General features: G+C 53.9%; 12 protein-coding genes and 1 pseudogene. 4 read left to right on the forward strand and 9 right to left on the reverse strand.

Annotation, left to right across the window (positions count from 1 at the left end):
- Positions 1 to 175: 175 nt before the first annotated feature.
- Positions 176 to 1,246, forward strand: a complete 1,071-nt coding sequence (ompA, locus tag ACZAHD_RS17185) for a porin OmpA (protein ID WP_462457851.1) — start codon at positions 176 to 178, stop codon at positions 1,244 to 1,246.
- Between the two features lie 104 nt (positions 1,247 to 1,350).
- Here the strand turns inward: ompA and matP are convergent, their stop codons facing one another.
- Complete coding sequence (gene matP, locus ACZAHD_RS17190; RefSeq protein ID WP_462457852.1) at positions 1,351 to 1,803, reverse strand: macrodomain Ter protein MatP; 453 nt, start codon at positions 1,801 to 1,803, stop codon at positions 1,351 to 1,353.
- 185 nt (positions 1,804 to 1,988) lie between these two features.
- On the opposite strand from matP, the gene ACZAHD_RS17195 reads away from it, so the two are divergent.
- Together ACZAHD_RS17195 and fabA are read left to right on the forward strand one after the other, a co-directional pair.
- Entirely contained in the window at positions 1,989 to 3,746 is a 1,758-nt protein-coding gene (locus tag ACZAHD_RS17195; RefSeq protein WP_462457853.1) for an AAA family ATPase, read from the forward strand.
- Between the two features lie 69 nt (positions 3,747 to 3,815).
- Complete coding sequence (gene fabA / locus ACZAHD_RS17200; protein WP_004860150.1) at positions 3,816 to 4,334, forward strand: bifunctional 3-hydroxydecanoyl-ACP dehydratase/trans-2-decenoyl-ACP isomerase; 519 nt, start codon at positions 3,816 to 3,818, stop codon at positions 4,332 to 4,334.
- Positions 4,335 to 4,400: 66 nt separating this feature from the next.
- Here fabA and rmf read toward each other — a convergent pair whose 3' ends face one another.
- From rmf to rlmKL, 6 genes are all read right to left on the reverse strand, one after another.
- Positions 4,401 to 4,568, reverse strand: coding sequence for a ribosome modulation factor (gene rmf / locus ACZAHD_RS17205; RefSeq protein ID WP_004871568.1), 168 nt, complete (start codon positions 4,566 to 4,568; stop codon positions 4,401 to 4,403).
- 255 nt (positions 4,569 to 4,823) lie between these two features.
- Positions 4,824 to 5,384: a membrane integrity-associated transporter subunit PqiC gene (gene pqiC, locus ACZAHD_RS17210; protein ID WP_462457854.1), complete on the reverse strand. Its 561-nt coding sequence runs from the start codon at positions 5,382 to 5,384 to the stop codon at positions 4,824 to 4,826.
- Positions 5,384 to 7,021 (reverse strand): intermembrane transport protein PqiB, encoded by a 1,638-nt coding sequence (pqiB, locus tag ACZAHD_RS17215; protein ID WP_462457855.1) that lies wholly within the window; start codon positions 7,019 to 7,021, stop codon positions 5,384 to 5,386. Before pqiB ends, pqiC begins: the two co-directional genes overlap by 1 nt.
- Entirely contained in the window at positions 7,011 to 8,279 is a 1,269-nt protein-coding gene (pqiA, locus tag ACZAHD_RS17220) for a membrane integrity-associated transporter subunit PqiA (protein ID WP_462457856.1), read from the reverse strand. Before pqiA ends, pqiB begins: the two co-directional genes overlap by 11 nt.
- Before the next feature lie 14 nt (positions 8,280 to 8,293).
- Positions 8,294 to 10,201, reverse strand: a complete 1,908-nt coding sequence (locus ACZAHD_RS17225) for an ABC transporter ATP-binding protein (protein ID WP_462457857.1) — start codon at positions 10,199 to 10,201, stop codon at positions 8,294 to 8,296.
- 12 nt (positions 10,202 to 10,213) lie between these two features.
- Positions 10,214 to 12,319, reverse strand: coding sequence for a bifunctional 23S rRNA (guanine(2069)-N(7))-methyltransferase RlmK/23S rRNA (guanine(2445)-N(2))-methyltransferase RlmL (gene rlmKL, locus ACZAHD_RS17230; protein ID WP_462457858.1), 2,106 nt, complete (start codon positions 12,317 to 12,319; stop codon positions 10,214 to 10,216).
- A 98-nt stretch (positions 12,320 to 12,417) separates the two neighbouring features.
- On the opposite strand from rlmKL, the gene ACZAHD_RS17235 reads away from it, so the two are divergent.
- Positions 12,418 to 13,527 carry a YcbX family protein gene (locus ACZAHD_RS17235; RefSeq protein WP_462457859.1) on the forward strand — a complete coding sequence of 370 codons (1,110 nt, stop codon included), beginning with the start codon at positions 12,418 to 12,420 and terminating at the stop codon, positions 13,525 to 13,527.
- A gap of 5 nt (positions 13,528 to 13,532) precedes the next feature.
- Here ACZAHD_RS17235 and zapC read toward each other — a convergent pair whose 3' ends face one another.
- Positions 13,533 to 14,075, reverse strand: coding sequence for a cell division protein ZapC (gene zapC / locus ACZAHD_RS17240; RefSeq protein WP_462457860.1), 543 nt, complete (start codon positions 14,073 to 14,075; stop codon positions 13,533 to 13,535).
- Positions 14,076 to 14,241: 166 nt separating this feature from the next.
- Positions 14,242 to 14,347: pseudogene (locus ACZAHD_RS17245) on the reverse strand (quinone-dependent dihydroorotate dehydrogenase); the annotation flags it as partial.

Genomic DNA, 14,347 nt, shown 5'->3' on the forward strand with positions numbered 1-14,347 from the left:
GAGTTCACACTTGTAAGTTTCGAACTAAGTTGTAGACTTTACATCGCCAGGGGTGATCGGCTTACGCTGCATGTATCAGCATAGTTAACAACAAGTCACGCCCCGGGTGAAGGATTTAACCGTGAGGTCTTTTGTAACTTCATGGCGAATTTTGGATGATAATGAGGCGCAAAAAATGAAAAAGACAGCTATCGCGATTGCAGTGGCACTGGCTGGCTTCGCTACCGTAGCGCAGGCCGCACCGAAAGATAACACCTGGTATGCAGGTGGTAAACTGGGTTGGTCCCAGTATCACGATACCGGTTTCTACGGTAACGGTTTCCAGAACAACAACGGCCCGACCCGTAACGATCAACTGGGTGCTGGTGCGTTCGGTGGTTATCAGGTTAACCCGTACCTCGGTTTTGAAATGGGTTACGACTGGCTGGGCCGTATGGCTTATAAAGGCAGCGTAGACAATGGCGCTTTCAAAGCTCAGGGCGTTCAGCTGACTGCTAAACTGGGTTACCCGATCACTGACGATCTGGACATCTACACCCGTCTGGGTGGTATGGTCTGGCGTGCAGATTCTAAAGGTAACTACGCTTCTACCGGCGTATCCCGCAGCGAACACGATACTGGCGTATCCCCGGTATTTGCTGGTGGTTTAGAGTGGGCTGTTACTCGTGACATCGCTACCCGTCTGGAATACCAGTGGGTTAACAACATCGGTGACGCAGGTACCGTTGGTACTCGTCCTGACAACGGCATGCTGAGCCTGGGTGTTTCTTACCGTTTCGGTCAAGATGAAGCAGCTCCGGTTGTTGCACCAGCACCGGCACCGGCTCCGGAAGTGGCTACTAAGCACTTCACTCTGAAGTCTGACGTTCTGTTCAACTTCAACAAAGCGACCCTGAAACCAGAAGGTCAGCAGGCTCTGGATCAGCTGTATACCCAGTTGAGCAACATGGATCCGAAAGACGGTTCTGCAGTGGTTCTGGGCTACACCGACCGTATCGGTTCTGACGCTTACAACCAGCAGCTGTCCGAGAAACGTGCTCAGTCTGTTGTTGATTACCTGGTGTCTAAAGGTATCCCGGCAAGCAAAATCTCCGCACGTGGTATGGGTAAATCCAACCCGGTTACCGGCGCTACCTGTAACAACGTGAAAGCTCGCGCTGCACTGATCGACTGCCTGGGCCCAGATCGTCGCGTAGAGATCGAAGTTAAAGGTTACAAAGAAGTAGTAACTCAGCCGCAGGCTTAAGTTTTACTACCGATAAAAAACCCCGCTTTGCGGGGTTTTTTTTGGACTGAATTCGGGCATCAACGTATCGCCTGCCCGATACAGTCTTGCCCTGTCCTCTGCCGCTATTCCTTCCCCAACAACACCTGTAAATCGTGCTTCAGGCTGGACATTTTACTGGCGTACTTCTCTTTATGTTCAGCGTCTTCAATCAACTGTACGATGGTTTCAGACAGGGTTATTCCACGCCGCTGCGCGAGCCCCGCAAGACGCTGCCAGACGATAAACTCCAGGTCGATCGATTTTTTACGCGTGTGCAGATGCTCCGCGTTAAAGTGCCGTTTCCGACGCGCGCGGATTGTCTGCTTCATACGGTTCATTAACTCCGGATTCATATGCTGCTCAATCCAGGTATGCACCAGAACAGGTTCATTTTCGAGCGTCAGTAAGACATCGACCGCGGCTTTCGCAGCGCTGGCTTCAATGTAGCGGGTAATCAGCTCACCTTCCCGGTGCTTTTTTACCAGATATTTCCATTTCCAGCCGCTTTCAAGATTTTCCAGTTGTTGATATTTCATTGCGATCTCAATGTGACCGTGTAACTCATTTCAGGATATCAGTTTTTTCCCAATGTGCTGAGAATAAATCATCATTCGTGATGCGGGTAACCCGGTAATCATCATGGCAAACGCAATCCCCCGTGTGCTCAGACGCAGCATAAGGTATAATCGCGCGTTTTACATCTGACTAAAAAACAGCGACTTTGACCATTACGAAACTTACCCGAAACGACCTTGCTCCTGATACGGAAAGTTATCAGGCGCTGTTTGCACAAGCCGATTTAGCCCAGGCAGAAGATGGCCTTTCCGGCGAACTGCAGCCCCGTTTATTCTATGGTCTGGAGCAGCTTCTGGTGACTCCAACCATCTCACCATTCATGCTGGTGAAAGCCCCGGAAGAACCGGAATATCTGCAGTGGCTGGAAACGGAAACGCGAACTTTACATGAGCCTGCCGCACCGCTTTACGGTGTGCGTTATCTGGTCAATGGCGGCAACGTCACCCTCACTCCGGCTAAAGATGCCGACGATAATTTTGCCAGTTCCGCACCAGTTGAATCTGCCGACTGGATAGAAGCGGAGCAGCTATTTGGTTGCGTAAGGCAATTTAACGGAGAAATCACTCTCCAGCCAGGGCTGGTACACCGCGCCAACGGTGGCGTACTGATTATCTCTCTGCGCGCGTTACTGGCTCAGCCGCTGCTCTGGATGCGCCTGAAAAGCATGGTCACCCGTCAGCGCTTTGACTGGTTGTCCATTGATGAGTCACGTCCTCTGCCGGTCGCGATTCCCTCTATGCCGCTCAGCCTGAAGGTGATACTGGTAGGTGAACGTGATTCATTGGCCGATTTCCAGGAGATGGAACCCGAACTCTCCGCTCAGGCGATTTACAGTGAATACGAAGAGATTATCCAGATTGCCGATGCTGACACGCTAAAGCAGTGGTGTCAGTGGGTAGGAAAAAACGCGCAGCAACTCGGACTACCAGGACTGGCCGCTGACGTATGGCCTCTGTTTATTGATGAAGCCGCACGTTATACCGGCGATCAGGAGACATTACCGCTGTGTCCACTGTGGATAGCCCGTCAACTGCGAGAGGCTGCTGCGTTCTGCGAAGGTGACCAGATCACTGCCGAAGAGATGCAAACCATGCTGGCTCGTCGCGAGTGGCGCGAAGGCTATCTTGCCGAGCGGATACAGGATGAAATCCTGCAAGAACAGATAATGATTGAAACCGAAGGCGAATGCATTGGCCAAATTAACGCCTTGTCGGTCATCGAATTCCCAGGACATCCGCGTCCGTTTGGCGAACCATCACGCATCAGCTGCGTCGTACACATCGGCGATGGTGAATTCATCGACGTTGAACGTAAGGCGGAGCTGGGAGGCAACATTCATGCCAAAGGCATGATGATCATGCAGGCGTTCCTGATGTCCGAACTGGAACTCGAACAGCAGCTCCCCTTCACGGCTTCGCTGACCTTTGAACAATCCTACAGTGAAGTCGACGGTGACAGCGCCTCGATGGCCGAGCTATGCGCGCTAATCAGCGCGCTCGCTGGCGTACCGATTAATCAGAGCATTGCCATTACGGGTTCCGTCGATCAGTTTGGTCGCGTCCAGCCGGTAGGCGGCCTTAATGAGAAAATCGAAGGCTTTTTCACCATTTGTCAGCAGCGCGGATTAACCGGTAAGCAAGGAGTCATTATTCCTGCAGCAAATATCCGCCACCTGAGTCTGGCAACCGAACTTCGGCAGGCCGTCGCTGACGAGCAGTTTTCCATCTGGGCGGTGGAAGATGTCACGGAAGCGCTGCCTGTTCTGACCCAGTTGCTATGGGATGGCGAAGGGCAAACTTTACGGCAAACCATCCAGGAACGGATCGCGCAGGCGACCCAGCAAGAGAGTCGTCATCGTTTTCCGTGGCCGCTACGCTGGTTAGGTGGTTCAGGTTCTAACTGATCGGACTTGTTCAGCTTACACGTGTTAGCTATCCTGCGTCCCGAACTCAAAATAAGGCTTACTTAAAACATGGTAGATAAACGCGAATCCTATACGAAAGAAGACCTTCTTGCCTCTGGCCGTGGTGAACTGTTTGGCGCAAAAGGCCCGCAGTTACCCGCGCCGAATATGCTGATGATGGACCGCGTCATCAAAATGACCGAGACGGGTGGTAACTACGATAAAGGTTATGTTGAAGCAGAACTCGATATTAACCCGGACCTGTGGTTCTTCGGTTGCCACTTTATCGGCGATCCGGTTATGCCTGGCTGCCTGGGACTGGATGCCATGTGGCAACTGGTTGGTTTCTATCTGGGATGGCTAGGCGGCGAAGGCAAAGGCCGCGCGCTGGGCGTTGGCGAGGTGAAATTTACCGGCCAGGTACTGCCGACTGCGAAGAAAGTCACCTACCGTATTCACTTCAAACGCGTTGTTAACCGTCGTCTGATTATGGGCCTGGCGGATGGTGAAGTGCTGGTTGACGATCGTCTGATCTACACCGCAAACGATCTGAAAGTGGGTCTGTTCCAGGATACGTCTGCATTCTGATAAGCAGCGATAGCGTGAAAAGGCGAAGCCCCCGCTCTGCGGAGGCTTCTTTTTTTAAAGAGACAGTCAGGCAGTTTGTACCCTGTCCTCCATGGCTTCTCGCCAGCCTCCTAGCCAGTAGGACCTTTGATTCAAGGTCTGGTAGGGACACATTTCTTTCGATCTTCCGGTTATCCCGGCCTGGTATCCACGTTGATGTGCCCGTTCCAGGCGATCTCGTTTTTGTCTCTTCATGCCTCGTTTCCCTCATTATTTGATCTGGTGGAAAAGAAAACAGTGGTCACTAAATGTGCAACCACGGTTAACGAATACCGCGAATCAGAGGCAACGTCAATGCGCAAAATTCACGCCATTGTCATAATTGTGAGCTACATGAAAATTCATTTGTACAAAAAATGTGAACCGGCACAAGTAACGACCTGACGATACAAATAAAAAACCGCGGTGGTTTTTCAGGCCACCGCGGCACTTTATTTTTATTCATTTTACTTATGGCAGGCGATTCAATTCGCTGGCAATTGCCGTGGCTTCCTGAGACCAGGCCTGAGCCAGAGTCTTCACCATCGCATCATAACCATCCTGCTGCTGCTTAAGCTCAATATTGAACGGACGCTTAATCAGCTGGCCCTGATGCTTCAGCAACCACTCACCACTGACGATGACCCGACCATCGTAACGGCCATGGAAGCCATTAACCGCCACATTGAGCGTATCTTGATCGCTGCCGAGAGGCTGCGAAGCAACCACCCAGCCCGGGAGTTTAGCGCTCAGATTCGCCACCAGCGTAGTACGCAGTTGCTGATCGAGCGGGCTGGCCCACAGATTATTATTGGCAATGACATACTGCACGTCACTGGTCTGATAAACCACTCCGTTGCCCGCCAGGTAATCCGGGATACTGACCTGTTCAACCCACAGCAGGTTCTTGCTTTGGTGGGCGGCGCTTTGCGCGCCGCTTTGTACAACCGGAAGCTGATAGTAGGTTTTATTTTCCCCACTGCTGCAAGCCGCCAACGCGCAGGCCGCAGCCACGATTAACCATTTTTTCATTATTTCGCTCCCTTCGGCTGAGGATCTTTTTTATCCCTGGCCTCAAATACCAGCGCGTTGCTCTTATCATTGAGCGTTTTCAGTACCGGCTGCAGTTCGCGAAGAACCTGATCCAGTCGCTGCATATCTGCCACCATCTTATTGTATGCCGCCGAACCGGGCTGGAAGCCCTGCATGCTGCGGTTCAGTTCGCGCAGCGTATTCTGCATATCGGCAGGAAGCTGCTGCATTGACGGACTTGCCGCTATCTTGTTCAGGCTATCCAGCGTGGTCTGAACGTGCTGCATCGTTTTTTCACTTTGCGCCAGCGTGGTGGTCGCTTGTTCCAGCAGCGGGTTTATCGGCAGGTTGTTAATCTTATCCAGCGCTTCCATCAGGCGCTGCTGGATCTGCGCCAGACCACCGCTGATTGTTGGAATGATCGGATAGGTTCCAAATTCCTGAATCTTGCCACGCGGAGGCGCTTTCGGATAGAAGTCGAGATCGATATACAGTGCGCCAGTCACCAGGTTCCCTGTTTTCAGCGATCCCCGTAACCCGCGATTAATCAGATCATCAATATGCGTACGGATATCGAGATCGCCGCCGAGCTGACTGATCAGCCGTTCTGGTTCAATACTGACTTGCACCGGGATGCGATAGTCTTCATTGAGGTGCTGATACAGTCCTGGAATAAAGAACGGCACTTTACCGACGGTTCCCAGACGGATCCCACGGAACTCGACCGGCGCCCCAGGCTGCAGGCCGCGCACGGAGTCTTTAAAGAACATCACGTAATCAATATGTTGGGTAAAGACCGAATCCTGAATGCTCTTCTGATCGTCGAAGAGATGGTAGCCCGTTTTGTTCGCCACCGGCTCGCCCATATCCAGACCTTCCGGAATATCAAAGCTGACGCCGCCGCCGAACAGGGTCGCCAGCGATCCCATTTCCACGCGCATCCCGGACGAGGAGAGATCGACCGCAATACCGCTGTCTTTCCAGAAGCGGACATTGGTTGTTACCAGACGATCGTTGGGCGCATTGATAAACAACTGATAGGTGATAGTGCGCTTTTGCGCATCAAAGGAGCTGGTTTCCACCGATCCAACGCGATAGCCACGGAAGAGCACCGGGTCACCCGGCGACAGTTGACCTGCTTTATTACTCTCCAACAGGATCCGGATACCTTTTGCATCCGGTGACGCCAGCGGCGGAGAATCCAGCAGCGGGAAACGGGCGGGTTCCCCACCTTTCGTGCCCGGCTGCAGTTCAATATACGCCCCGGACAACAGGGTGCCGAGTCCACTGATCCCTTCACGCCCTACCTGCGGTTTGACGACCCAAAATACGGAATCTTCATGCAACAGTTTCTTCATGCCGGCATTCAGCCGGGCTTTAATCTCTACGTGCGTCAGATCGTCGGTCAGCGTGGCGCTCTCTACTATCCCCACATCCACGCTGCGGCTTTTAATCCGGGTTTTTCCCCCTTCGATCCCTTCAGCGTTGGTGGTAATCAGCGTCACTTCCGGCCCTTGATGACTGTAGTGATAAAAAAGGATCCACGCGCCGATTAGCACAGTGACGATGGGGAAGATCCACACGGGTGACCAGTTCTTCACCTTTTGCACTTTCGCTTCTCCGCTCTTATTTTCCATGCTGCTGCCTTTCCTCATGGCTTGAATCTGGTTCACGGTCCCACAATAAACGCGGGTCAAAGGTCATGGCTGAGAACATTGTCATGACAACAACGAGCGCAAACATCACCGCCCCTATCGCAGGATAGATACTCATCAACCCTCCCATGCGCACCAGCGCCGAGAGTACAGCGATGACAAAAACATCAATCATTGACCAGCGGCCAACAAACTCCACAATTTCATAAATCAGGTGCATACGCTCCGAGTCACGCTGCCCGTTACCATTCGCGTTCCAGCACAACCAGGCAATGGCGAGCATTTTCAGCGTCGGCACCATAATACTGGCGATAAATATCACCAGTGCCACCGGATACGACCCTTCACTCCACAGCAGGATCACCCCTGCCATGATCGTTGATGGCAATTTATCGCCCAGCAAATCGGTAATCATGATTGGCATGATATTGGCGGGCAGATAAAGGACAAATGAGGTCAGCAGCAGGGCCAACGTCCACTGCAGGCTATTCTTGCGTCGCGCGGTCCCTTGAGTCTGACAACGAGGGCAAACGGCTTCATCAACAGGCAAAACCGCGGTACAGCACGAGCATGAACGTAGACCCTGGCGGATCCCCGTCACGCCGATCTTCAGCGGCTGCGTTACCGCAGGCATCGGGGCAATATCGTCCCACAACCAGCGTCGGTCTACGCACTGCAGCGCACGCAGTTGCAGGAGGCAGAACAAACACCAGGGGATAAAGCTTAAGCCGATGCCGATATCACCATACGCCATCAGCTTGACAAAGCTCACCAGCACACCGGCGAGGAAAATCTCCGCCATTCCCCAGGTTTTCAGGTGAAACAGAATGCGCGCCAGAAACGCCTTTAGCGCACGTGGCATATGAATGCGGTTGACCAGTAGCAGAATGGTGACCAGACAAAAAGCTGGCACTAGCTGTACGAAGAGTAAAAAGAAGGTACCGAGGCTGGCATAATTTTCACTAAACAGCACATCGGGGATTTCCAGTAGCCTGATTTCACTGCTGAGGCCACTCACCCGCATATATACAAAGGGAAACAGGTTGGCCAACAGCAACATAAACAACGCCACCAGCGCATAGGCTGTGGGACGCTGCCTGGGCGCGTCCCATGAGGTTGTCAGCGTCGTGCCGCAACGCGGGCACACAGCTTTCTGGCGATGTTCCAGCTGCGGCAAAGCCACCAGCAAATCACATTGTGGGCACAGAATATGCCGCGCAGCATGATGATGATCGCACATGAAAACTCCTCAGCCTATGCGCCGTTTTTTAATCCTTCAAGATATTCCCAGCGTTCAAAGGCCGTTTCCAGCGCCTGCTCCGCTTCACTCAGCTGTGCGAGCACCTGCTGCGTATGGTCATGCGACTGACCAAAGAAAGAAGGGTCGGCAACCTGCTCCTGCAAATTCTGCAGCTGGGCTTCCAGTTCTTCCAGTTTTTGCGGCAGCTGTTCCAGCTCGCGCTGCAGGTTATAGCTTAGTTTGCTGGCAGCGCGTTTGACACTTTCTGCTTTCGGTTGAGCAACTTCAACTGTCTTTTTAGAAACCGGCTGTTTTTTCGCCAGATACTGCGCTTGCTGACCGCGGGCGTCGTGATAGCCGCCGACGTATTGCCCGATGCGCCCTTCTCCTTCGAAGATCCAGCATTCGGTGACGGTGTTATCGACGAATTGACGATCGTGGCTAACCAGCATCACGGTGCCCTGATAACCATCGACCAGCTCTTCCAGCAATTCCAGGGTTTCGACATCCAGATCGTTTGTCGGTTCATCGAGTATCAGCAGGTTGCTGGGCTTCAGGAACAGTCGCGCCAGCAGCAGACGGTTACGCTCACCGCCGGAGAGCGCGCGCACCGGCGTCATCGCGCGTTTCGGATGGAACATAAAGTCCTGCAGGTAGCCCAGAACGTGACGCGGCTTACCGTTAACCATCACTTCTTGTTTGCCTTCCGCAAGGTTATCCATCACCGTTTTATCCGGGTCAAGCTCCGCGCGGTGCTGGTCGAAGTAGGCTACTTCCAGCTTGGTCCCCACATGAATACGCCCGCTATCCGCTTTCAGCTGACCCAGCATCAATTTCAGCAGCGTGGTTTTCCCGCAGCCGTTCGGGCCAATCAGGGCAATTTTGTCACCGCGCTGGATCTGGGCGCTAAAATCACTCACCAGTACTTTGCCATCCACCTGGTAGTTGACGTTCTCCATTTCGAAGACAATCTTGCCCGAGCGAGCAGCCTCTTCGACCTGCATCTTTGCGCTGCCCATCACTTCACGGCGCTCACCGCGTTCGCGGCGCATGGCTTTCAGTGCCCGCACGCGCCCTTCGTTACGGGTACGACGCGCTTTGATCCCCTGACGGATCCATACCTCTTCCTGCGCCAGTTTACGATCGAATTCCGCATTCTGGAGCTCTTCCACACGCAGCGCTTCTTCTTTATCCAGCAGATACTGATCGTAGTTCCCCGGGTAGGTCACCAGCTTACCGCGATCAAGATCGACAATCCGCGTCGCCATATTGCGAATAAAGGAACGGTCGTGCGAGATGAAAATAATGGTCCCTTTGAAGGTCTTGAGGAAACCTTCCAGCCAGTCAATGGTTTCGATATCCAGATGGTTGGTCGGTTCATCGAGCAGCAGCACGCGCGGCCCGCTGACCAGAGCCCGGCCGAGAGCCGCTTTACGCAGCCAACCGCCGGAGAGCGAGGAGAGCTCGGCGTTGGGATCGAGATTTAGCTGCTCCAGCACTTCGTTAATACGGCTATCGAGCTGCCACAACCCTAAATTATCCAGTTGCTCCTGCAGACGCGCCAGTTCATTCAGGTTCTTGTCGCTCGGGTCGGTCATCACCAACTGCGAAACATCGTGATAGCCTTTGAGGTAAGCCGCCTGCTCGGCGATGCCTTCCGCAACGAAATCATAGACGGTGCCGGTCACGTTGCGCGGCGGATCCTGCTGCAGTCGCGCGACAACCAGATCCTGCTCATAAATAATGCGCCCGTCATCCAGCCCCTGCTCCCGGTTAAGGATTTTCATCAGGGTAGATTTGCCCGCGCCGTTACGCCCGACCAGACAGACGCGCTCGTTATCTTCGATATGCAACTCGGCATTATCCAGCAGCGGAGAGTCGCTGAAGGAGAGCCAGGCACCATGCATACTAATTAATGACATTCTTTATTCCTTTCAGGCTGCGGTAATCAGCCAGCAGTTGTGGATCTGACGGTTGCGGGCGAAATCCTGAGACAGCGTTTTTTGGGTAATTTCTTGCGCTTTCAGCCCCAGTTGCGCCAGTCCGTCATGATCCATACGGAAACCGCGTTTGTTATTCGAGAACATAATGGTGCCACCTTTGCGCAGCAGACGTTTGAGATCCGTCATCAGACGCAGGTGGTCGCGCTGCACATCGAAGGCATCATCCATGCGTTTGGAGTTTGAGAACGTCGGCGGATCGATAAAGATCAAATCGAACTGCTCATCGCTCTCGCGCAGCCAGCTCAACACGTCAGCCTGCATCAGACGATGCGCGCGCCCGGTTAAGCCATTGAGGCGCAAGTTACGTTCGGCCCATTCAAGATAGGTACGCGACATATCAACGGTGGTCGTCGAACGCGCGCCGCCGAGGCCGGCATGAACGCTGGCGCTGCCGGTATAAGAAAAGAGGTTAAGGAAGTCTTTCCCTTTGCTCATCTGGCCCAACATACGACGCGCAATACGGTGGTCAAGGAACAGACCGGTATCCAGATAGTCGGTCAGGTTGACCCACAGACGCGCGTTATACTCCTGAACCTCGAGAAAATCGCCCTTCTCGGCCATTTTCTGATACTGGTTTTTCCCTTTCTGCCGCTCACGGGTTTTCAACACCAGCTTATTCGGCGCAATGCCAAGCACGGAGATTGTCGCAGCGATAATATCGAACAGACGCTGACGCGCTTTATGCGCATCAACCGTTTTCGGCGGCGCATACTCCTGTATGACAACCCACTCGCCGTAGCGGTCGATCGCGACGTTATACTCCGGCAGATCGGCATCATACAGGCGGTAACACTCGATCCCTTCCTGACGCGCCCATTTCTCGTATTTCTTCAGGTTTTTGCGCAGACGGTTAGCGAAATCTTCCGCCAGGGAGACTACGCCGCTGCCGTCGTTTTCCGCCAGATGGTAGTTTTTCTGTACACAATCCAACGGGCCGTTTTTCGCTTTAAACTGCTTGTCCGCGCGCAATTGCAGGCAGCTCAGAAGCTCCGGCGAAGCGCTGAACAGAGACAGGTTCCAGCCGCCAAACTGGCTTTTCATCGTCCGCCCAAGCAGGCTATGCAAGGCAATCAGCGCCGGCTCGCTCTCAAGACGTTCGCCGTACGGCGGGTTACTGATAACGGTCCCGTACGGGCCTTTTGGCAGCGGATTGCTGAGTTGAGCGACATCTTTCGCTTCAAATGCAATCAGTTCGCCGACGCCCGCGCGACGGGCATTGCTGCGCGCGCGTTCAATAACGCGGGCATCGACATCAGAGCCATAGAAACGCGATTCATAGGCCGCCAGCCCTTTACGTGCGCGGGTCTGTGCTTCGGCCTTCACCTCTTTCCAGACCGCGTCATCGTGCTGCAGCCAGCCGTTGAAGCCCCAGTGACCGCGATGCAGGCCAGGTGCGCGATCAGTCGCCAGCATGGCAGCTTCAATCAGCAGCGTGCCGGAGCCGCACATCGGATCGAGCAGCGGCGTTCCCGGAACCCAGCCAGAGCGCATCACGATCGCCGAAGCGAGCGTCTCTTTGATCGGCGCCATCCCGGTGATGTCGCGATAACCGCGCAGATGCAGACCTTCGCCGCTGAGATCGAGTGAAATGTGCGCCGTTTCTTTATTCAGCCAGACATTAATCCGCAGATCGGGGTTTTCACGATCGACGTTTGGCCGCGGCAGATTTTTACGCGTGAAGCTGTCGACGATCGCATCTTTAACCTTTAACGCCCCGTACTGACTGTTGCGAATCTCATCGTTCAGCCCGCTAAAATGCACGGCGAATGTGGCATCAGGGGTGAAAATCTCCGTCCATGGAATGGCCTGCACACCGAGGTACAGATCCAGGTCGCTGTACACGCTACACTGGCCCAGCGGCAGCATGATGCGCGAAGCCAGTCGGCTCCACATCAGGCTTTGATACAGCAGGCGCGTATCTCCCTGAAAATGGACCCCGCCCTGGACTACCTGGCAGTCCACCGCGCCAAGTGCTTCCAGTTCAGTTTTTAACAGCTCTTCAAGGCCACGAGCCGTACTGGCAAACAGAGAATTCATATCGTCACTTTTACTAAAAGAAAATTGTTGCGCATTATAGCCAATATGCGCCTCATGTCATAAAGTTAAAGGCTTATTTTTAAGCCCAGAGGCAGCGCATGATAACGCTATCGCGACTTTTTATTCATCCCGTCAAATCCATGCGTGGAATTGGTCTGACGCACGCGTTTGCCGATATTAGCGGCCTGGCCTGCGATCGCGCCTTTATGGTGACGGAAACCGATGGCACCTTTATTACTGCCCGCCAGTTTCCGCAGATGGTGAAGTTTACGCCGTCCCCGTTGCACGATGGTATTCATCTGACGGCGGTAGACGGCAGCAGCGCGATAGTGCGCTTCAGCGATTTTTCGCCGCAGGGAGCGCCGACCGAAGTCTGGGGGAATCACTTCACCGCGCTGATTGCTCCGCCCGCGGTCAACCAGTGGCTCAGCGGTTTCTTTAACCGCGATGTTCAGCTCCGCTGGTTAGGCCCTCACCTCACCCGACGGGTGAAACGCCATGATGCGGTCCCGCTCACCTTTGCCGATGGTTTCCCCTACCTGCTGGCCAACGAAGCCTCGCTGCGCGATCTGCAAAAGCGCTGTCCGGCCAGCGTGCGAATGGAGCAGTTTCGCCCTAACCTGGTGGTGACCGGCGCGGCGGCCTGGGAAGAGGATACCTGGAAAGTGATTCGCATTGGCGAGGTGGTTTTTGATGTGGCAAAACCCTGCAGCCGCTGCGTGCTGACCACCGTCAGTCCGGAGCGGGGGCAAAAGCATCCCTCCGGCGAACCGCTGGCCACCCTGCAGCGGTTCCGTACCGCGCTGGATAGCGGCGATGTCGATTTTGGGCAAAACCTGATTGCCCGTAGCAGCGGCGTAGTGCGCGTGGGCGATGAAGTGGAAGTGCTGACTCGCGGCCCGGCAAAAGCCTACGGCGCAGGCGAAAGCGACGAGAATCCAGCGGTCGTCGCGCAGCCGGATGCCGTGATTGAAATTGAATGGCAAGGGCAGCGGTTTAGCGGCAATAATCAGCAGGTCTTGCTGGAGCAACTGGAGCAAAAAGGCATTCGCATCCCCTACTCTTGTCGGGCAGGCATTTGCGGCAGCTGTCGCATCAAACTGGAAGCAGGCGAGGTCAGCCCGTTGAAGAAAAACGCGGTCGCGGACGATGGCACGATTCTGTGCTGTAGCTGTATACCGAAAACGGCCTTACGGCTGGCGCCTTAGCGCGTTTAAACCGCCTGTCCCAGGCTGTAGCTGGCCATCCCCTGTGCCGGTTGCAGCCTGTCGTTCATGATTTTAATCACCTCCCCCAGTTGCATAACTCGTCCGGCGACCGTGACCCCCGGCTGAGCCAACAGACAGAGCGCGGCATTTTCACCCGGCTCAATCACCAGTAGATTAACCTGCTGTCCGCTATCGCTTAACCAGGCACTGGCGGCATCGCCGGTGGCGGGTTGCCAGGAGATTTCATGGGTTGTGAAATGCCAGCTCTTCGGCATTTGCGGTTTCAGAAAGCGAATGGCGACCAGCGCATTGAGAACTAATTCCGCGCGCTGCTCTTTAGATAATTCGAGATCGCGACATTTTTCTTCAAAAGAAAAATACAGTGCGGCATCCTCAACACAGAATCCAGAGGGTGAAAAGGCGTCGGGCGTCAACATCCGACGCGCAAACCGCGAACGGAACAACATACCATTGGCCAAATCGAGCATCATGCGATCGTGCTCTTCATCGTAATACCAACGCCAGTTATCGTCAGGTTTAATTCGCATCGTTCCCCGTCCTCTTTCCCGTGCATCTCTAATGCAATGGCATCCTGCAACAGAATAATTTCCAAAATTAAGAAAAGACTAAAATGTCTAAATAAGCAACAAGGAAGGAATATAAAACAACCAGGGCCGGAAATAAAGCCCTGGGAGGGATCAGAGGGGGAAAAGATTAGATATGGTTAACAATTTCTTTAATCAGCGGAGGACCTTTAAAAATAAATCCGGAATAAATCTGGACGAGGCTTGCACCGGCGGCGATTTTTTCCCGTGCCGCG

Source organism: Raoultella sp. (assembly GCF_039594335.1).
Lineage (GTDB): Bacteria > Pseudomonadota > Gammaproteobacteria > Enterobacterales > Enterobacteriaceae > Klebsiella.